We start from the raw sequence: 18,887 nt of genomic DNA, 5'->3' as shown, positions 1-18,887 counted from the left end.
GGCTGCGCCCGGCGGGAGCGGTGCCTAGGGTCATCGTGTGAGCGAGCAGACTCCCGAGCCCACCCCCGTCGACACCGAGGTCGTCAGCGCCCTGCGCGAGCGCTACCCCGTCCGGATCGCGGTGCAGGTCCAGCCGCAGCACTCCGACTACGCCGGCATCCGCCGCACCGTGGCCGCCGTCGAAGAGGCCGGCGCAGACGTCGCGTTCTCGTGGGACCACTTCTACCCGTTGTACGGCGAGCCCGAGGGCCTGCACTTCGAGTGCTGGAGCCAGCTCGCCGCGTGGGCTGAAGCCACCGAGCGCATCGAGTTCGGCGCGCTCGTGACGTGCAACAGCTACCGCAACCCCGAGCTGCTGGCCGACATGGCCCGCACGGTCGACCACATCTCCGCCAAGGGCGGCGAGGGCCGGCTCATCCTCGGTATCGGCTCCGGCTGGTTCGAGAAGGACTACGATGAGTACGGCTACGAGTTCGGGACCGCTGGCGGCCGCCTCGACGCCCTCGGTGAGGCGCTCCCCCGCATCGAGTCCCGCCTGGCCAGGCTCAACCCCGCACCCACGCGCCACATCCCCGTGCTCATCGGCGGCGGTGGGGAGAAGAAGACGCTCCGCATGGTCGGCAAGCACGCCGACGCGTGGCACTCCTTCGGTGACGCCGAGACCTTCACCCGCAAGAGCGGCATCCTCGACCGCTGGGCGCGCGAGGCCGGCCGGCAGCCGGTGGACGTCGAGCGCAGCATCGGCGTGGAGGGCACCTCCGACCCGGCCGTTGTCGGCGAAGACCTGCTGAGCCGCGGCGCCACGCTGTTCACCATCGGCGCCGGCGGACCCGACTACGACTTCGGCCGTCTGCGCGACTGGCTCGCCTGGCGCGACGAGAAGAACGCCTGAGCCTCCCCCGTCCGTGATCATGGGCCTCCGCCACCCTGAAAGGAGGTGGCGGAGGCCCATGATCACGGTGGGTGGGTAGCGTTCGGGCGTGCCCCAGCCCGCCACGCAGCACCACAGCACCCTGCTTGCGACCTTCACCGGCACGGACCGGCCCGGCGTCACCGCGGCGGTGCTGGGGGCGCTGGCGGGCCGCGGCCTGGAGGTGCTCGACGTCGAGCAGCACGTGGTCCGCGGCCACCTCACCCTTGCACTGCTGACCACGTGCGGCGCCTCCAGGGGAGATGAGGACGACGACGGCGACCGCGTCGCTGAACTCGAGAGCGCGCTGCGCGCCGCGGCCGCCCGCTTCGATCTCGACGTCACCATCACGCCTGGCGGCAGCAGCGACGACCCGGCCGTCGGCGTCGTCGTCCCCAGTGGTCCCCGCTCGCACGTGACGGTCCTCGCGGCGCCCCTGCGCCCCGAGCAGCTGGCGCTGGTGGCCGGCACCGTGGCCGAGGCGGGCGCGTCGATCGACGCCGTCCGCCGCCTGGCTACCGCCACGCCCGACCACCCCGTGACCTGCCTGGAGCTCGACGTCCGCGGTGCGGAGCCCGCCGCGCTGCGCCGTGAGCTGGCCACCGTCGCCGCGAGCGCCGGGGTGGACGTGGCGGTCTCGCCGGCGGGGCTGGTGCGCCACGGGCGGCGACTGGTGGTGCTCGACGTCGACTCGACGCTCATCCAGGACGAGGTCATCGAGCTCATCGCGGCCCACGCAGGCCCGGAGGCGCAGCGCGCGGTGGCGGAGGTGACCGAGCGGGCGATGCGCGGCGAGCTCGACTTCGCCGAGTCGCTGCACGAGCGCGTCAAGGCCCTCGCCGGACTGGATGCGCGGGTGCTCGCCGACGTGCGCGCCGCCGTGCGGCTCACGCCGGGCGCTGAGGTGCTGTGCTCGGTGCTGCAGCGGCTCGGGTTCGTCATGGCGCTGGTGTCCGGGGGGTTCGCGGAGGTGGTGGAGCCGCTGGCGGCGAGCCTGGGCATCGCGCGGGTGCGGGCCAACCGCCTGGAGGTGATCGACGGGAAGCTCACCGGGCGTGTGCTCGGGGAGGTGGTCGACAGGGCCGGCAAGGCGAGCGCGCTGCGCGAGTTCGCCCGCGCGGAGAGGCTGGACCTGGACCGCACGGTGGCTGTCGGTGACGGCGCCAACGACCTCGACATGATCGCCGCGGCCGGCCTGGGCGTGGCGTTCAACGCCAAGCCGCTGGTGCGCGAGCAGGCCGACACCTCACTCAACAACCCCTACCTCGACAGCGTGCTGCACCTGCTGGGCATCAGCCGCGAGGAGGCCGACGAGGTGCAGACCAGCCGTGACGACGACGGCGAACTGCGCGGCCCGGTCGCGCTGCGTCCGCTGCGCCGCGACGACTTCCCCCTGCTCGCCAGCTGGCTCGACCAGCCACGCGTCGCCCGCTGGTGGCCCGACGCGCACACGCTGGAGGACCTCGAGCTCGACTACGGGCCCGGCATCGACGGCACCGACCCGATCCACCTGGCCCTGGCGCTGACGGCCGGGGGCCGCGCGTTCGGCTTCGTGCAGACGTACCGGTACGACGACGAGCCCGAGTCCCGCGCGGCGCTGGAGGCGCTGCTGCCCGTGCCGCCCGGCGCGCTGGGTATCGACTACCTCATCGGCGAGCCCGACCTGCAGGGCCGCGGCCTCGGCGCCGCCGTCATCAGTGCGGCGGTGGCCGAGGGCTTGGTGCGCCACCCCGACGCCCCCGAGGTGCTCGTGTCGGTGCCGCTGGGCAACCGCGCGTCGTGGCGGGCGCTGGAGAAGGCCGGTTTCGAGCGGGCCGCGGAGGGCGACATGGTCCCCGACAACCCCCTCGACCCGCACGACCACGTCGTCTACCGGCTGACCCGGATCGACGGGCGGTCGACGAGCGCCTCCACCTCGACGGACAGCGGCGGTGCTGCTGGGATGGGCGTGTGAGCACCTTCAGCCAGGGCTTCACCGGCCGGCGCGGACGCGACCCCCGGTTGCCTCCGGGCCAGTACGACGTCGGCAGCTCCTTCCCGGTGCTGACCGCCGAGGCCACGCCCAACGTCAGCGCCGCCACGTGGACATTCCGCGTGGACGGAGAGGTCGCCGCGCCCCGCACGTGGACCTGGGACGACGTGCACGCGCTGCCGTCGTCGTCCTACGAGGGCGACATCCACTGCGTCACCACCTGGAGCAAGCTCGGGACGAGCTTCACCGGGGTCAGCCTCGACGCGCTGCTGGACCAGGTCGAGGTGCTGCCCAGCGCCACGCACGTGCTGGCGTGGAGCAGCAGCGGCTACACGACCAACCTGCCGCTGGCCGACGTCACGGGCGGCAAGGCGTGGCTGGTGTGGGAGCACGAGGGGGCGCCGCTGACCGCCGAGCACGGCGGGCCCGTGCGAATGCTCGTGCCGCACCTGTACTTCTGGAAGTCCACCAAGTGGGTCGCGGGGCTGCGCCTACTCGACCACGACGAGCCGGGCTTCTGGGAGCGCAACGGCTACCACGACCGCGGCGAGCCGTGGGCCGAGCAGCGGTACGCCGGTGACTGAGATCGCTGACAGCGCTGAGGGTCTGCCCGGCCTGCCCGCGCTGCCGCAGCTCGACTCCCCCCGCCGCCGCGTCCCCCCGACCGGCGCCAAGCGCTCGTGGCAGACCGGCACCGTGACGGAGGTCCGCCAGGAGACGCCGCACGCGAAGACGTTCCGCATCGAGCTGGAGCAGTGGCAGCCGCACCTGCCGGGGCAGAACTACCTCGTGCGCCTCACCGCACCCGACGGTTACCGCGCGCAGCGTTCCTACAGCGCGGCGAGCCCTCCGGAGGACCCGGGCGTCGTCGAGCTGACCGTCGACAGGCTTCCCGACGGCGAGGTGTCGGGATACCTGCACGACCACGTCTCCGTCGGCGATCCGCTGGAGGTCCGCGGCCCGTTCGGTGGCTGGTTCGTGTGGCGCGGTGACCGACCGGCGCTGCTGGTGGGCGGTGGCTCCGGGCTCGTGCCGCTGGCGTGCGTGCTGCGGTCGCGAGCGGCCCGCCTCGCCGCGGGGCAAGACGCCGCACCCGTGCACCTGGTCGCGGCGGCTCGGACGCGCGAGGAGCTCTTCTACGCCGACGAGCTGACCGGCCGCTTCGCCGACCTCACCACCGTGGTGCTGTCGCGCCAGGACGACGACGCCAGCGGCCGTCCCGCCGGCCGCCTGCGCGCCGAGGACCTGCTGCCCGCTGCCGAGCGCCTCGGTGCTCTGACCGGCAGTGGCGCGGGCGCCGACGTCTTCCTGTGCGGCTCAACCCCGTTCACGACGGCGGCCGAGCAGCTGCTGCAGGAAGTCGGCGTCCCACCCGAGTCGATCCGCGTGGAGCGCTTCGGCCCCTCCTGACCCGCCCCCTTCCCGCAGCCGGGCACTCGCTTGCGGTTCCGCCACCCCCGCGAACCGCAGCCGGGCGCCCGGTTGCGGTCAAGGGGGGGTCCAGTAGGTGAGGATGGTTCTCATGTCGAGCATCCGACTGCTGCGCCGCGCCAGCCCGCTGGTGCGCCTCCTGGTGCTCAGCCAGCTCGCCTTCAACACTGGCTTCTACCTCGTCCTGCCCTTCCTCGCGGTGCACCTCGCCAGCGACCTCGCGCTGGCCGCCGGCACCGTCGCGCTCGTCCTGGGCCTGCGCACGGCCAGCCAGCAGGGCCTGTTCGTGGTGGGCGGGATCCTCGCGGACAGGTTCGGTCCGCGGCCGCTGGTACTGACCGGCTGCGCCGTGCGCGTGGTCGGCTTCGTGCTGCTGGGGACGACGACGAGCGCCGCCGGCGTCATCGCCGGTGCCCTGCTCACCGGTGTCGCCGCGGCGATGTTCTCCCCCGCCGTCGAGTCCGAGCTGGCGCGCGTCACCGGTGCACCGGGCGCGGGCCTGGACCGGCGGGAGGCGTTCGGGCTGTTCTCGGTGGCCGGGCAGGTCGGCGCGCTGGCGGGGCCGGTGCTCGGCTCGGCGCTGCTGCTCGTCGGGTTCCGCGCAGCGTGCCTGAGCGCGGCGGCGGTGTTCGTCGTCGTCCTCCTCGGTCACTGGCGGTTGCTGCCGCGCCGCGACCGCGCGGGCGGCGCCCCGGCAGAGTCCCGCCCGCTCGTCGCCGGTGCGGTCAGCGCGCTGCGCGAGCCGGTCTTCGTGGCAGTCGCCCTCGCCCAGGCGGGCTACCTCGTGGTCTACAACCAGCTCTACCTCACGCTGCCGCTCGAGCTGGACCGCGCGGGCATGGCCCGTGACACGGCGGACGTCGCCGTCGGGGTGCTGTTCGCGCTGTCGGCGGGGCTGGTGGTGCTCGCGCAGATGCCGCTGCTGCGCTGGGCCTCGCACCGGTGGACGGCGCCGGCGGCGCTGCTCGCGGGGCACGCGCTGCTGGTCGCAGCGGTGCTCGCCGGGGCCGCCTCGCGCCAGGTGGGCGGGGCGAGCGCGGCGCTGGTCGGCGCGGTGGCCCTCGTGGTGCTCGTGACGGCGGGGCAGATGCTGCTCATACCCGTGGGTCGTGACGTCGTCGCCGCCCTCTCCCCCGCGGCCGACCTCGGCGCCCGCTACGGCCTGGTCTCGACGTTCGGCGGGATCGCGGTGCTGCTGGGCAGCTGGCTGGTCGGGTCCGTCGTGGACGCGGCCGACCCGTCCGGCGCCGCGCGGTCGCTGCCGTGGCTGGTGCTGGCCGTGGTGCCGCTGGCAAGCGCCGCCCTGGTGCTGGCCGCGCGGCGCCACCTGCCCGCGCTCCCCGCGCTCCCCGCACGGCCGAGCCCGGGCGCCGACGACGCCGAGGCACCCCCCAGCGAGGACAGCGTCACGGCCAGCACCGACAGCGCCACCAGCGAGGCGGCCGGCGCGAGCACCGCCCAGGGCGCGCGCTCCACGTAGGGCATCCCCTCGGCCAGCACGAGGCCCCAGTCGGGTGCCGGCGGCTGCGGCCCCAGGCCCAGGAACCCCAGCGACGCCAGCGCCAGCGCGATGCCCGGCAGGCGCAGCGCGGCGTGGCGCAGCACGGGTGGGAGGACGTCGGGCAGGACGTGCACGAGCAGCAGCCGGGCCCGGCCCACGCCGAGCAGCGGCAGCACCCTCACGTGCGGCTGGGCGCGGGCCTCGGTGACGAGGGCCGCCGTGTGCGCGGCCAGCGGCGCCCAGGAGACGGCCAGCACGGCGATCGCCGCGCTGCCGACCACCTGACCGCCGGGTCCCAGCACCGCCGCCGTGACCAGGCCAGCGAGCACCGGCGGGGCGGCGTTGGCGACCTCGACCGGGCCGGTGGACAGGCGCGGGAGCAGCCCCGCGGCGATGCCGACGACGGCGGCGAGCGCGCACACGAGCACCGCGGTGCCCACCGTGCTGGCGGCTCCGTGGCCGACCCGGGCGAGCAGGTCCCGCCCGGAGGCGTCGGCGCCCAGCGGCAGGGCGAGGCTCGGCGGCTGCAGGCGCCCGTGGGCGGGGGTGAAGGGGTCGCGCAGGAGCCCGGACACCGTCACCGCCACGAGCAGCAGGGCGCAGCACACCGGCACCGCGCGGGCGCCCCAGCCGCGGGCGGCCTCCGGCTCGGCCACGGACAGGCCCGCGGTGCGCAGCGCCCGCCCGAGCACCACCCGCCGCAGCAGCGCGGCGCCGGCGCCGCACACGACGCCGACCACGAGCAGCGCGAGCACGCACGCCTGCAGCAGCGGGGCGTCCTGGGCGGCGGCGGCGCCCAGCGAGGTCCTGCCGATGCCGGGGATGGCGAAGACGCGCTCCACGGGCACGGCGCCGCCGGCCAGCCCCACGAGCACCATCCCCACCTGCGGGGCGACGCCGGGCACGGCCCGCAGCAACAGTCCGCCGACCAGACGGCCCCGCGTGGTGCCGGCGGTGGTCCAGGTGGCCACCCACGGCTCGGCGGAGGCGGAGCTCACGGCGTCGGCGAGCAGGCGGCCCAGCAGACCACCGGCGGGCAGGCCGAGCGCCAGCGCCGGGAGCACGGCGTGGTGCGGGCCCTCCCAGCCGTAGGGCGGCAGCCACCGCAGGTGCACGGCCACCACGACGAGCAGCGCCGTGGCCAGCAGGAACTCCGGCAGGGAGGTCAGCAGCGCGGCCACGGCACCCCCGCTGCGCGTGGCACCACCGCGCACGGCCGCGCGCAGCGCCGGGGCCACGAGGAGGGCGGCCACCACCGCGGCCACCGCGATGGCGAACGCCATGAGGGTCAGCGACACCGCGAGGCCGCCCAGGACGTCGGGCAGCACCGGACGTCCGCTCACCCACGACGTCCCCAGGTCGCCCCGGACCACGCCCGAGGCCCAGCGCAGCAGCTGCCCGCCTGCGGTGGGGGCCAGCCCGAGGTCCTGGCGCACCGAGGCCAGGGCCTCGGGGGTGGCCACCTGCTCCTCCGAGCGCGCCCGCAGCACCGCGAGGGCCGGGTCGCGGCCCGACAGCCACGGCAGGGCGCCGACGACGACGAGCGCCGCCGCCAACGCCCCCAGGCGCGAGGCGCCGACCAGGACGCCCGAGGCCAGCCCCGGGGCGAGCCGCGCGGCTCGCCCCGGGGTGCGCGCCTGGTGGGTCCCGGTCGGCGCGGTGCTCACGAGCTGGCCGCCCCGACCGTCGTGCTCGGGGTGACGAGGGCGCGCTCGCGCGGGTCGCGCGCGGCGTCGGTGACGCCGGGCTGCTCGCCCTGCAGCACGCGCTCGTGGAGCATCGGCACCGCGGCGTCGGCCTCGAGGATGAGCTTCTCGGCGGCCAGCACGGCCGCGCGGCGCTGCGGGCCCGCGGGCGTCGAGGACGCCGCGGCGATGGCCGCGTCGACGGCAGGGTCGCAGAACTGGGAGATGTTGAACGAGCCCGCGCAGCTGAAGTCGCTGGCCAGGTAGGCCACCGGGTCGCCGGAGTCGAGCACCGTGGCTCGGGACAGGATGAAGGCGTCGAACTTCCCCGACAGCGCGTCGGCCTCGATCTGGGCGTACTCGCGCACGTCCTGCTGCACCACGAACCCGGCGGCCTCCAGCTGCGCCTGCAGCTGCACGGCCACCTCGGGGAGCTCGGCGCGGTCGGTGAAGGTGCCGAGGGTGATGACGCGGCCGTTGCCACCGCCTGCCGGTGCCGCGGCCTGCGTGCGCTGCGGGCGGTCGGCGCTCCACGGCAGCGCGGGGCCGAGCAGGCCCTTCGCCACGTCGGCGCGGCCCTCGTAGACGACGTCGACGATGGTCTGGGCGTCCACCGCCGCCCGGGCCGCGGCGCGGGCCGCAGGGTCGGCGAAGACGCCGCTGGCGGTGTTGAGGTACAGCGTGTTGGTGCGGGGCATCTGCACCTCGTGCAGCAGCGCCGGGTCGAGCAGGGACGCCTGGCCCGCGGGCACCGCCTCGACGATGTCGGCGGTGCCGGTGCGCAGCGCCGCGGCGCGGGCGGTGCCGTCCGGCACGAAGGAGGCGTCGATGCCGGAGGCCGCGGCCTTGGTGCCCCAGTAGCCGTCGAAGCGGTCCAGCGTGGCGCTGGAGGTGCCGTTGACGGCCGTCAGCACGAACGGGCCGGTGCCGTGGCGCACCGGGTTGACCTGTCCCCCACCGGACGGGTAGGCGGCGGGCGACATGATCGACAGCTGGGGGCTCGACAGGCGCTGCGGCAGCAGCGGGTCGGCCGCGGCGGTGCGGACCAGCACGGCCTCCTGCGGCGCCGCGGGGTCGACCTGCGCGGTGAGCTGGACGCCGTCGAGGATGCGCGGCGGCGGGGACGCCGCGGCCGCCGCCGTCAGGGACGCGACGACGGCGTCGGTGGTCAGGGGCTGGCCGTCGTGGAAGGTCACGCCCTGGCGGATCTCGAAGCGCCACGTGGTCGGGTCGACCTGCGACCAGGCGGTGGCCAGGAGCGGCTGCGCGTCGCCGTTGTCGTCCAGGACGACGAGCGGCTCGATGTTCGACCAGCGCGCCATCTTGAAGGCGTCGTCGGTGAGCGGGGAGAAGCCCGAGCGCGGCGGCTGCAGGTGGGCGATGCGGATGCGCGCGTCACCGGTGCCCGCGCTGGCACCGGCCGTCGGCGCGGCGTCCTGCGCGCTCCCGGTGGAGCCGGAGAAGCAGCCGGTGAGCAGCAGGAGCCCCGCGGCAGGCACGGCCAGGTGCAGCGCCAGTCGGCGGACGGACCGGGAAGGGGGCAGGGCAGGGCGGGGCAAGGGGTCCTCCAGAGGAGATGGGTGGTGCTGGTGCGGGGAGAGCTCAGGCCGGCTGGGGTGCGCCGTCGACCGAGGGCAGGCGGGGCAGAGCGTCGACGAGCTCGCGGACCGCCTCGTGGCGGGGGTCGGCGAGGAGGTCGCAGGTCGGGCGGTCCTCGACGAGGCGCCCGGCGTGCAGGACCGCGGTCCGCTCGCACAGAGCGGCAACGGCGGCCAGGTCGTGGCTCACCACCACCAGGGCCGTGGTGCTGCGGACCCGCGCCAGCGCGTCGAGGACGTGCTCGCGCAGCGGCGCGTCCAGCCCGCTGACGGGCTCGTCGGCCAGGACGACGACGGGCCGGGGCGCCAGCGCCCGTGCGATCGCCACGCGCTGCGCCTGGCCGCCGGACAACTGGCGCGGCCGGTGGCCGTGCAGGGCCGCACCGACGCCGACGGCCTCGAGGCACTCCGCGGCGCGCTCGGCCGCCGCGACGCTCCCGGCGCGGTGCAGTCCCAGCCGGACCAGCGGCTGCTCGACGGCCTGCAGCGCACTCAGGCGCGGGTCGAGGCTGGCGGCGCTGTCCTGCGGGACGTGCTGGACGGCGCGCCGGTACCAGCGCAGTGCGCCGGTGCGCCAGTGGGGACGGACGCTGCGGCGCTCGTCGTCCCCCACCGCGGCGGTGACGGCGCCGGCGTCGGGAGCTTCCAGGGCCAGCAGGACACGCAGCAACGTGGACTTGCCTGCGCCGGAGCGGCCGAGCAGCGCGAGCGACTCACCACGGTGGACGTCGAGGTCGACACCGTCGAGCACGGTCCGCTCCCCGCCAGGGGCGCGGTAGCGCCGCACCAGGCCGTGAGCGCTCAGCAGGACCCCGCTCACGCGGGCGCCGGTCACGGGGCCACCCCCACCAGGGTGCGAGGCGGCAGCGCGGCGTGTGCGCGGCGGGCGGCCGCCACCAGGGCGCGGGCAGCGGAGCTGGTGGGGGCGGAGAGCAGTTCCGCGACGTGCGCGACCTCGACGAAGCGCCCGCCCTCGACCACCACCACGCGCTGGCACAGCTGGGCGGCCACAGCGAGGTCGTGGGTGATGAAGAGCAGGGCGGGCTGCCCCGGGCCGCCGGTGCGCTCGCGCAGCAGCTCGACGACCCGAGTCTGGGTGACGACGTCGAGTGCGGTGGTCGGTTCGTCCGCCACGAGCAGCGGCCCCGGACGCGCCAGCGCCAGCGCCAGGCACGCGCGCTGGCGCTGGCCACCGGACAGCTCCGCTGGACGTGCGCTCGCGGCGGCGCGGGGGTCGGCGAATCCGACGGCGCCCAGGAGGTCCAGGGCCTGCGCGCGCGCGGCGCTGCGCCGCGCCCCGAGGGCCTGGAGCGGCGCCGCCACCTGGGTCCCCACGGCGACCAGCGGGTGCAACGCACGTGAGGGGTCCTGACCGACGGCGCTGGGCCGGCTCCCGTCAGCCCGGCGCGGGGCGGGGACCCCGAGCACCTCCTGGTCGGCGAGGCGCACCGAGCCGGTCACCTGGACCCCCGGGGGCACACGGCCCAGCACGGCGGCGGCGGTGAGGGACTTGCCGGAACCGGAGGCACCCACGACAGCGGTCCGTGCCCCCGGCATGCCGGCCGCGGGGACGTCGAGGTCGACCCCGTGCAGCAGGGTGCGCCCGGCTGTCACGGCGGTCAGCGAGCGGACCCGGAGCACCTCCACCCTCAAACCATAACGGTTCTCATTTACTCTCGATCTCTCGCCCTGCCTCGGCACGGGCTCCGCCGAACTGCAGCGTCTCGCCCGTCAGAGGTACCGGCGAACGCCACCGAGGGCACGTGCTGGCGCGCCTCGTCGGCCGCTGGAAGGGCGTGGGCGGATGCCGCGCGCGTAGGGTCGGCACGTGACCAGCAGCGCCGTCGACGAGCACGAGGAGCACTCCACCCCTGGCGTCTACTCGAAGCCCGGCCAGGAGTTCACCCGAGACACCCGCTACATCACCGACCGCATCGTCCACGCCACCGGTAGCGCACCCGGCTCCGACCCTGTGGAGGGACCTGGCGGCACCCAGCTGTGGCCCGTCGAGCCAGGGCGCTACCGCCTCGTGGCGGCGCGGGCGTGCCCGTGGGCCAACCGCGCCATCATCGTCCGGCGCCTGCTGGGCTTGGAGGACGCCATCTCCCTGGGCCTGTGCGGTCCCGAGCACGACGAGCGCAGCTGGACCTTCGACCTAGACCCCGATGGCCGTGACCCGGTGCTCGGCTACGAGCGCCTCCAGGAGGCGTACTTCGCGCGTTTCCCGGACTACCCGCGCGGCATCACGGTGCCGGCGCTCATCGATGTCCCGACCAAGGCCGTGGTCACCAACGACTTCGCGCAAATGACGCTGGACCTGTCCACCGAGTGGACCGAGCACCACCGCGACGGCGCGCCGGACCTCTACCCCGAGCACCTGCGCGACGAGATGGACGCGGTGATGCGCCACGTCTACACGGAGGTCAACAACGGCGTGTACCGCGCGGGGTTCGCTGGGTCGCAGGAGTCCTACGACGCCGCGCACGACCGGCTCTTCGCAGCCCTGGACACCCTCGAGGAGCGCCTGACCACCCGGCGCTACCTCGTCGGCGACACCATCACCGAGGCCGACGTGCGCCTGTTCACCACGCTCGCCCGCTTCGACGCGGTCTACCACGGTCACTTCAAGTGCAACCGGAACAAGCTCTCGGAGTTCCGTGCCCTGTGGGCGTACGCGCGCGACCTGTTCACCACGCCGGGCTTCGGTGACACCACCGACTTCGCCCAGATCAAGGCGCACTACTACCGCGTGCACCGCGACATCAACCCCAGCGGCATCGTGCCGAAGGGGCCGGACCTGTCCGGCTGGCTCGAGCCCCACCACCGCGAGCAGCTGGGTGGGCGTCCCTTCGGTGACGGAACACCTCCCCCGGCGCCTCGCCCCGACGTGCAGGTGCCGGCCACCGCCACGCCACTGCGCTGACCGGAGGCCGAGCCGACGTGGGCCTGCGCCGCACGCTGCCGCTGGCGGGCGAGCCCGCGTCGGCGCGCTCCGGACGCGCCGCCGCCACCGAGCTCCTGGGGCGGGTCGGGGCGCCTGAATCGCTGGTGGAGTCGGTGGTGCTCGTGGTCTCCGAGCTCGTGACCAACGCGGTGCGGCACGCTCCTGGCCCGCTGGAGCTCTTGCTCGAGGCCGACGCGACGTCGGCGTCCGTCGGCGTCCGCGACACCTCCGCGGTGCGCCCGGCGCTGGTGGAACCGTACGACGGCGGGGGCCGCGGCATGCTCGTCGTGGCGACGGTGGCCGTTCGCTGGCACGTCGAGGAGGTGCCCGGCGGCAAGGTGGTCTGGGCCCACCTGCACGCGGACTGACCCCCTGCCCAGGGTGGCCACCCGCCCACCATCACCGTGATCATGGGCGGTCGGCCACCCTTGGCGGAACGCCTCAGGGGGTGTAGAGCGCCACCAGCCGCGCTGTCCCCTGCTGCAGCTCGGCCCACGGGTGGTCGAGCTCGAGGACGACGGCGGAGCCGGTGCTCACGCCCGCCAGAACCTGCGCCGCGAGCCGTCCATCGGAGCCCTCACCGGCCAGCGCGGACGCCGCACCCGAGACCACCGGTTCGTGCCCCACGAGCGCGAGAACGGCCACCTCCTCGGGCGTCGCCGCGACGAGATGCACGAGCGCCTCCGCGGAGGTCTCGTAGAGCTCCGGCTCCTCGCGCACCGTCCCGGGGTGCAGGAGGGGAGCCATCACCTGCCACGTCTGCGCCGTGCGCACCGCGGAGGAGACGAGCACGAGGTCGGGGCTGCCGAGACCGCGCTCCACCAGCCAGGCCGCCGTCGCGGCGGCCTGGCTGGCACCGCGCGGCGCCAGTGCACGGGAGTGGTCGGAGCCATCGGCGGAGTCCGCCACGGCCTTGCCGTGCCGCACGAGCACCAGCCGGTGCAGCGGCCCGGCCGTCCCGTCCGGGCCGCCGGTCGCCCCGCTCACGCGTGGACCGCTCAGGCACCGACGGCGTGCACGCCGCCGTCGACGTGGACGATCTCGCCGGTGGTCTTGGGGAACCAGTCGGACAGCAGCGCCACGCACGCCTGCGCCGGGGGCACCGGGTCCTTGACGTCCCAGGCCAGCGGCGCCCGCTCGCTCCAGACACTCTCGAACGCCTCGAAGCCCGGGATCGCCTTGGCGGCGGTGGTGCGGACGGGACCGGCCGCCACGAGGTTGCAGCGCACGCCCTCGCCGCCGAGCTCGCGGGCCAGGTAGCGGCTCACGGACTCGAACGCGGCCTTGGCCACGCCCATCCAGCCGTACACGGGCCACGCCAGCGACGCGTCGAAGGTCAGACCGACCACGCCCGCGCCGGGGGCCAGCAGCGGCCGGCAGGCCACCACGAGCGACTGCAGGCTGAACGCGGAGACCTGCAGGGCGGTGGCGACGTCGTTCCACTCGGCCGACAGGAACCCGTCACCCATGACCGCCTGCGGCGCGAAGCCGATGGAGTGCACGACGCCGTCGAGCTGGACGCCCTCGCCGAGCTGCTCGGTGATGCGCCCCGCGAGCGCGGCCAGGTCGTCGGCGCTGGAGACGTCCAGCTGCACCACCGGAGCGGGCTGCGGCAGGCGGCGCGCGATCACCTCGGTGATGCGCATCTGGCGCCCGAAGCTGCTGAGCACCACGGTGGCGCCCTGCTCCTGCGCGAGCCGCGCGACGTGGAACGCCATCGACGTGTCCGTCAGCACCCCGGTGACGAGCAGGCGCTTGCCCTCGAGAAGTCCAGCCATCAGTGACCCATCCCCAATCCTCCGTCGACGGGGACGACCGCCCCGCTGATGTACCCGGCGGCGTCCGAGGCCAGGAAGGCCACGACGCCGGCGATCTCGTCGACCTCGCCGAAGCGGCCCGCCGGGATGGCCTTCTGGTAGACCTCCTGCTGCGACTCGGACAGCGCGTCGGTCATGGCCGTGTGGATGTATCCCGGGGCGACGACGTTCGCCGTGATGCCGCGGCCTCCGAGCTCACGCGTCAGCGCGCGGGCCATGCCGACCAGGGCCGCCTTGCTGGCCGCGTAGCTGGTCTGGCCCGGAGAGCCGTACAGGCCGACGACGCTGCCGATGAAGACGATGCGCCCGCGCTTGAGGCGGACCATGCCCTTGGCGGCCCGGCGCGCGCAGCGGTGGGCGCCACCGAGGTTGGTGTCCAGGACGGCGGCGAAGTCGTCGTCGGTGGCGCGCAGGAGCAGGGCGTCGCGGGTGACGCCGGCGTTGGCGACGAGCACCTCGACGGGTCCGTGCGCCTCCTCGGCGCGCGTGAACGCGGCGTCGACGGACGTGGTGTCGGTCACATCCGCCTGCACGGCGAGGGCGCCCTCGGGCACGTCCTCGGGCCGCCCGGTGCGATACGTGCCCACCACGCGGTCTCCCGCGGCGACGAAGGCGGCGGCAATAGCCCGGCCGATCCCCCGGTCAGCACCCGTCACCAGCACGCTGCGGCCCTCCGGCACGCGCCACCTCCCGCTCTTGAGCCCGCTCGGCTCTCGTCACCAGTCGTCTCACCATGTGTCGCTGCACGTCGAGCGGCGGTCCGCCATGTCGAGGCGACCGACTCTCGTCGGCGCACGCTACCGGCCCGACAGCCGTACGGTTGACCCGTGGCTCGCTCGCAGACCCCGCGGTCGGAGCGCCGGAGCGCATCGACCACCCCGTCGATCACGTCCGCCGGACGTTCCCACCAGCAGGACATCGACTCCCGGATGCTCCGGTACGGCATCACGATGGGCATCCGTGTCCTGTGCTTCGGGCTCATCTTCGTGCTCGACGGGCCGTGGCGGTGGGTGGCCGCGATCGGCGCCATCTTCCTGCCCTACGTGGCGGTGCTCATCGCCAACGCCGGCCGCGAGCGCCTGCCGGTCAACTGGGGGTCAGGTCGCTCGTTGCGCGACGTCCCCTCTCCTCACCAGGACGAGCAGGTGACCGACCCGGCGGCGCTGCGGCCGGTTCAGGTGGTGCGCGGCGAGACGGTCGATCACCACCCCGCGGCCGACAGCAGCGACGACGCCGGGCGGGCGTCCACTCCGGGGAAGCCTCAGGACGACGACGGTCCGCCGGAGGCCCGCGCCAGCTGACCAGCCGGCTCCCTCACCAGCTGACGGGCGAACCGCCCGGCTCGTGAACCGCCCGGCTCAGCGGCCCGCGGAGCGTCATCGAGCCACGGTGCGTCACGTGACTGCTCCGTCTGCGGCGCCTCGTGCCCCGAGGCGTACCGCAGCGGAGTGATCCAGGCATCGACGGGTTCCCCCCGCACTCCACCCACCGGGACCATCTGAGCAGCGCGACTCGTCCCCCCGTCGGCTCGCGCTGACGCCGGGCGGTCCCCCCCACCGCCCGGCGTCGCTCTTCCCGTCCACCGTTCGGGACGAGCGCGGTTCATCGGCAGGTAACCCACAGGACTCGCGGGGTTCCCTCATGGGGCGCGCGGGTGGGAGAGTGGGGGTCATGGCCTTCGAGCTGCACGAGCCCGCACCGGATCTGGTTTGCAGCGCACGGGGGTGCCGGGGTGTCGCTGACTACGCGCTGCTGTGGAACAACCCCCGCCTGCACACCCCTGAGCGGCGAAAGACGTGGCTCGCCTGCGGCGACCACCGCGAGCACCTCTCCGCGCACCTGCAGGTGCGTGGGTTCCTGCGGGAGGTGGAGGCCGTCTCGGCGCGGCCCTCGCTGGCCGCGCAGCACACCGGCTGACACTGCTTCTCACTGCCTGACGCCGCTCGTCAGCACCTGACGCTGTCGGGGTTCACCCAGACGGTCGCCGTACCGTGGTGGGGTGCACCGGCTGCTGCTGCAGCGGCGATGGCTGAGGGCGATCGCCCTCGCTCTGCTGTTCTCCCTGGCATGCCTCGCGCTGGCGCGCTGGCAATGGGACCGGCGCGTGGAGCGCGTGGCTGCCATCGACCTCGTCGAGGCGAACTACCACCGCTCACCGGTCCCCTTGGCGACCGCGCTCCCCGACTTCACCTCACCGTTGCCCCGGGACCGCACCTGGACCCCCGTCGCGGTGAGCGGTACCTACCTCGCGCAGGCCACCCTCCTCGTGCGGCATCGCCCGCACGAGGGTCAGGGCTACGGCTACGAGGTGCTCGTTCCCCTGAGGCTGGACGACGGCCACCTCCTCGTCGTCGACAGAGGCTGGCTCCCGCCCGACCCGACATCGCTGGACGGCCCCAGCGTCGTCCCGGCTCCCCCGGCCGGCCGCGTCGACGTCGTCGTGCGGCTGCGCCCCTCAGAGCCCGTCGACGGCCGCGACGCGCCCCCCGGGCAGGTACAGGCCATCGACCTGGCCGGATCCGTGGCCTCCGGTATCGCTGCGGCCATCGGCGCCACCGCCGCCACGGTCTCCCCGGAGGTCATCACCGCCGCCTACGGGGAACTCGAGAAGGACGGCGAGACGCCGGCGCCTACCGCCGCCCCCCGTGCTGCCGACGCCCCGAGCCTCGACGAGGGGCCGCACCTCGGCTACACCGTGCAGTGGCTGCTGTTCGCGATCGGTGCGTGGGTGTTCCTCGTCGTCCACATGCGCCGTGCCGCCTACGAGGCCGACGTCGCCGCGGGACGCCGCGAGCGGCGCGCGGAGGTGGTCGTGTACGACCCGAACCGCGCCCCCACCGATGAAGAGGTCGAGGACGCCGCCGTCGAGGCGATGCTGGCCGCCGCGCGGCGCGAGAGCGAGCGCCAGCTCGGCCGTTGATCAGCTCGGCCGTTGATCAGCTGGGCCGTCCGGGTGACACGACCGGACTCAGTCGGCACGTGCCTGGGCCCAGGCTGCAGTTGTGCGGAGTCGACGCTGGTACGACACCGTCCCTGCCGTCAGCGTCGTCTGTGCCATCGGCGCCATCGGCGAACTGCGTGCGGTACAGGTCCGCGTACAGACCGGCGCGGGCGATGAGCTCGGCGTGGGTGCCGCGCTCGACCACCTGCCCGTCGTCGACCACGCAGATGAGGTCGGCGCTGCGCACCGTCGAGAGCCGGTGGGCGATGACGATGCTGGTCCGGCCCACCAGCGCGGCGTCCAGCGCCTCCTGGACCGCGCGCTCGGACTCGCTGTCGAGGTGGGCCGTCGCCTCGTCGAGGATGACGACGCTGGGCGCGCGCAGCAGCAGCCGCGCCAGCGCCACACGCTGCTTCTCCCCACCGGAGAGCCGGTGGCCACGCTCCCCCACGACGGTGTCGAGCCCCTGCGGCAGGGCACGCACGACGGCGTCGGCGCGGGCAGCGGCCAACGCCGTCCAGAGCTCCTCCTCGCCTGCCCCCGGCGAGCCGTAGCGGAGGTTGGCGCGGACCGTGTCGTGGAAGAGGTGCGCGTCCTGGCTGACCACGCCGACGCGGCGGCGCAGCTCGGCCTGGGTGACGTCGCGCACGTCCACGCCGCCGACGCGCACCGCGCCGGAGTCGACGTCGTAGAGCCGCGCCACGAGCGAGGCCAGCGTGGTCTTGCCGGCACCGCTGCGCCCCACGAGAGCCACCACCTCACCCGCCCCGGCGTGCAGGCTCACCCCACGCAGCACCGGCCGGTCCGGCTGGTCGGGCGTGTCAGCTTGCTCGCCGTCGTCGTCCCCGTCCTTGGGGCTCTCGGCGGCGCCCAGAGAAACGAGTGACGGAGTCACGGGGTAGGTGAACACCACGTCGTCGAGCTCGACGTCGAGGGGCCCCTCGGGCAGCGGTACGGGGTGCTCGGGGTCGCGCACGGCGGGTCGCAGGTCGAGCACCTCGAAGACGCGCTCGAAGGAGACCAGCGCCGTCATGACGTCGATCTGGACGTTGGCCAGGCCCGTGATCGGACCGTAGAGGCGGCCCAGTAGCGCCGCCAGCGCCACGAGCGAGCCGGTGGTGACCGCGCCGCTGATGGCCAGCCATCCCCCGACGCCGTAGACCATGGCCGTCGCCAGGGCTGCCAGGGCGGTGAGCCCGGCGAAGAAGACACGGCTGCTCAGCGCCGTGCGCACTCCGACGTCACGCACCGCTGCGACGCGAGCGCGGAACTGGGAGGACTCCTCGGCGTCGTCGCCGTAGGTCTTGACGAGCAGGGCCCCGGCCACGCCGAACCGCTCGGTCATCCGCTCGCCGAGATCGGCGTTGCGCTGCATCGCCTCGCGCCGCAGGGCCGCGAGGCGCCGTCCCACGCGGCGGGCGGGCAGCAGGAACGCCGGCACGACGACGAGGGCCAGCAGCGTCACCTGCCAGCTCAGGAAGAGCATCGCGGTGAGCACCGCGGCCAAGGTCACGGCGTTGGACAGGACGCCCGCCGCGGTCGACGTGAAGGCCTGTTGAGCGCCCACCACGTCGCTGTTGAGACGCGAGACGAGCGCCCCGGTCTGGCTGCGGGTGAAGAAGCCGATCGACTGGCGCTGCACGTGCTCGAAGACGGCGCTGCGCAGGTCGTAGATCAGACCCTCGCCGATGCGCGCCGAGAGCCAGCGCTGCACCAGCGAGAGCGCCGCCTCAGCCAGCGCCACCACCGCCACGAACAGCGCCAGCACGACGACCACGGAGCGGTCACCGGTGCGGACGCCGTCGTCGATGAGGTGGCGCAGCAGAAGAGGCGGCACGGCCACGAGTGCGCCGTCGACGACGACGAGGGCCGTGAAGACGGCCAGGGGCCGCCGGTGCGGACGCGCAAGCGCCGCCACGCGCCGGAGGGTCCCCGGGGCGAGGCGGTGCTCGCGCACCGACCCGTCGCGGCTGAACGACCGCATGGCGGCCCAGCCGCTGGAACTGCTCATCGTGCTGCCCAACCACCGGCGGACGCCGGTACTTCCCGGACGCGGGCCGCCACGCTGCTCGAGCGGGCCCGCCCCGG

Annotated in this window: 17 protein-coding genes and 1 pseudogene; 10 read left to right on the top strand and 8 right to left on the bottom strand. The window is 74.8% G+C overall.

Annotation, left to right across the window (positions count from 1 at the left end):
• The first annotated feature begins 91 nt into the window (after window positions 1-91).
• From BXY45_RS16330 to BXY45_RS24305, 5 genes and pseudogenes are all read left to right on the top strand, one after another.
• A complete protein-coding gene (locus BXY45_RS16330) occupies window positions 92-892 on the top strand; it encodes an LLM class F420-dependent oxidoreductase (protein ID WP_109775601.1) in 801 nt (266 codons plus the stop codon).
• 88 nt (window positions 893-980) lie between these two features.
• Entirely contained in the window at window positions 981-2,864 is a 1,884-nt protein-coding gene (serB, locus tag BXY45_RS16325; protein ID WP_109775577.1) for a phosphoserine phosphatase SerB, read from the top strand.
• The gene (locus tag BXY45_RS16320; RefSeq protein WP_109775576.1) at window positions 2,861-3,466 is read left to right on the top strand and encodes a sulfite oxidase-like oxidoreductase; all 606 of its coding nucleotides are present in this window, start codon (window positions 2,861-2,863) and stop codon (window positions 3,464-3,466) included. Before serB ends, BXY45_RS16320 begins: the two co-directional genes overlap by 4 nt.
• Window positions 3,459-4,292 (top strand): FAD-binding oxidoreductase, encoded by an 834-nt coding sequence (locus BXY45_RS16315; RefSeq protein WP_211319651.1) that lies wholly within the window; start codon window positions 3,459-3,461, stop codon window positions 4,290-4,292. Before BXY45_RS16320 ends, BXY45_RS16315 begins: the two co-directional genes overlap by 8 nt.
• 103 nt (window positions 4,293-4,395) lie before the next feature.
• Window positions 4,396-5,364, top strand: a pseudogene (locus BXY45_RS24305) (MFS transporter); the annotation flags it as partial.
• 104 nt (window positions 5,365-5,468) lie between these two features.
• Here the strand turns inward: BXY45_RS24305 and BXY45_RS16305 are convergent.
• Genes BXY45_RS16305 through BXY45_RS16290 form a run of 4 tightly spaced genes read right to left on the bottom strand, consistent with a single transcriptional unit; the run spans window position 5,469 to window position 10,744 of the window.
• Window positions 5,469-7,481, bottom strand: a complete 2,013-nt coding sequence (locus BXY45_RS16305; RefSeq protein WP_211319650.1) for an ABC transporter permease subunit — start codon at window positions 7,479-7,481, stop codon at window positions 5,469-5,471.
• Window positions 7,478-9,058, bottom strand: coding sequence for an ABC transporter substrate-binding protein (locus tag BXY45_RS16300; RefSeq protein ID WP_211319649.1), 1,581 nt, complete (start codon window positions 9,056-9,058; stop codon window positions 7,478-7,480). Before BXY45_RS16300 ends, BXY45_RS16305 begins: the two co-directional genes overlap by 4 nt.
• Before the next feature lie 43 nt (window positions 9,059-9,101).
• On the bottom strand, window positions 9,102-9,932 hold the full coding sequence (locus BXY45_RS16295) for an ABC transporter ATP-binding protein (protein WP_109775574.1): 831 nt from the start codon (window positions 9,930-9,932) through the stop codon (window positions 9,102-9,104).
• Entirely contained in the window at window positions 9,929-10,744 is an 816-nt protein-coding gene (locus tag BXY45_RS16290; protein WP_211319648.1) for an ATP-binding cassette domain-containing protein, read from the bottom strand. Before BXY45_RS16290 ends, BXY45_RS16295 begins: the two co-directional genes overlap by 4 nt.
• 181 nt (window positions 10,745-10,925) lie before the next feature.
• Here BXY45_RS16290 and BXY45_RS16285 point away from each other — a divergent pair, with 181 nt between their 5' ends.
• Window positions 10,926-12,020, top strand: a complete 1,095-nt coding sequence (locus BXY45_RS16285; protein ID WP_109775573.1) for a glutathione S-transferase family protein — start codon at window positions 10,926-10,928, stop codon at window positions 12,018-12,020.
• A 17-nt stretch (window positions 12,021-12,037) separates the two neighbouring features.
• Window positions 12,038-12,409, top strand: coding sequence for an ATP-binding protein (locus BXY45_RS16280; protein ID WP_170131561.1), 372 nt, complete (start codon window positions 12,038-12,040; stop codon window positions 12,407-12,409).
• A 73-nt stretch (window positions 12,410-12,482) separates the two neighbouring features.
• Here the strand turns inward: BXY45_RS16280 and BXY45_RS16275 are convergent, their stop codons facing one another.
• The 3 genes from BXY45_RS16275 to fabG are packed head-to-tail and all read right to left on the bottom strand — an operon-like array spanning window position 12,483 to window position 14,538.
• Window positions 12,483-13,028 carry a SixA phosphatase family protein gene (locus tag BXY45_RS16275; RefSeq protein ID WP_109775571.1) on the bottom strand — a complete coding sequence of 182 codons (546 nt, stop codon included), beginning with the start codon at window positions 13,026-13,028 and terminating at the stop codon, window positions 12,483-12,485.
• 11 nt (window positions 13,029-13,039) lie between these two features.
• Window positions 13,040-13,819, bottom strand: coding sequence for an enoyl-ACP reductase FabI (gene fabI, locus BXY45_RS16270; RefSeq protein WP_109775570.1), 780 nt, complete (start codon window positions 13,817-13,819; stop codon window positions 13,040-13,042).
• Window positions 13,819-14,538: a 3-oxoacyl-ACP reductase FabG gene (gene fabG / locus BXY45_RS16265; protein ID WP_170131560.1), complete on the bottom strand. Its 720-nt coding sequence runs from the start codon at window positions 14,536-14,538 to the stop codon at window positions 13,819-13,821. The genes fabI and fabG overlap by 1 nt, the downstream gene beginning before the upstream one ends.
• Before the next feature lie 147 nt (window positions 14,539-14,685).
• Here fabG and BXY45_RS16260 point away from each other — a divergent pair, with 147 nt between their 5' ends.
• The 3 genes from BXY45_RS16260 (at window position 14,686) to BXY45_RS16245 (ending at window position 16,778) form a co-directional block, all read left to right on the top strand.
• On the top strand, window positions 14,686-15,159 hold the full coding sequence (locus BXY45_RS16260) for a DUF3099 domain-containing protein (RefSeq protein ID WP_211319647.1): 474 nt from the start codon (window positions 14,686-14,688) through the stop codon (window positions 15,157-15,159).
• Between the two features lie 370 nt (window positions 15,160-15,529).
• The gene (locus BXY45_RS16250) at window positions 15,530-15,775 is read left to right on the top strand and encodes a hypothetical protein (RefSeq protein ID WP_109775595.1); all 246 of its coding nucleotides are present in this window, start codon (window positions 15,530-15,532) and stop codon (window positions 15,773-15,775) included.
• A gap of 82 nt (window positions 15,776-15,857) precedes the next feature.
• Window positions 15,858-16,778, top strand: coding sequence for an SURF1 family cytochrome oxidase biogenesis protein (locus BXY45_RS16245; protein ID WP_109775568.1), 921 nt, complete (start codon window positions 15,858-15,860; stop codon window positions 16,776-16,778).
• Between the two features lie 16 nt (window positions 16,779-16,794).
• On the opposite strand, the gene BXY45_RS16240 is transcribed toward BXY45_RS16245, so the two are convergent.
• The gene (locus BXY45_RS16240; RefSeq protein WP_109775567.1) at window positions 16,795-18,810 is read right to left on the bottom strand and encodes an ABC transporter ATP-binding protein; all 2,016 of its coding nucleotides are present in this window, start codon (window positions 18,808-18,810) and stop codon (window positions 16,795-16,797) included.
• Window positions 18,811-18,887: the final 77 nt, after the last annotated feature.

The sequence above is a fragment of the Quadrisphaera granulorum genome, from assembly GCF_003149145.1.
Taxonomy (GTDB): domain Bacteria; phylum Actinomycetota; class Actinomycetes; order Actinomycetales; family Quadrisphaeraceae; genus Quadrisphaera; species Quadrisphaera granulorum.
The sequence above is the reverse complement of the archived record's forward strand: the minus strand, read 5'-3'. Positions and strand labels throughout refer to the sequence as shown.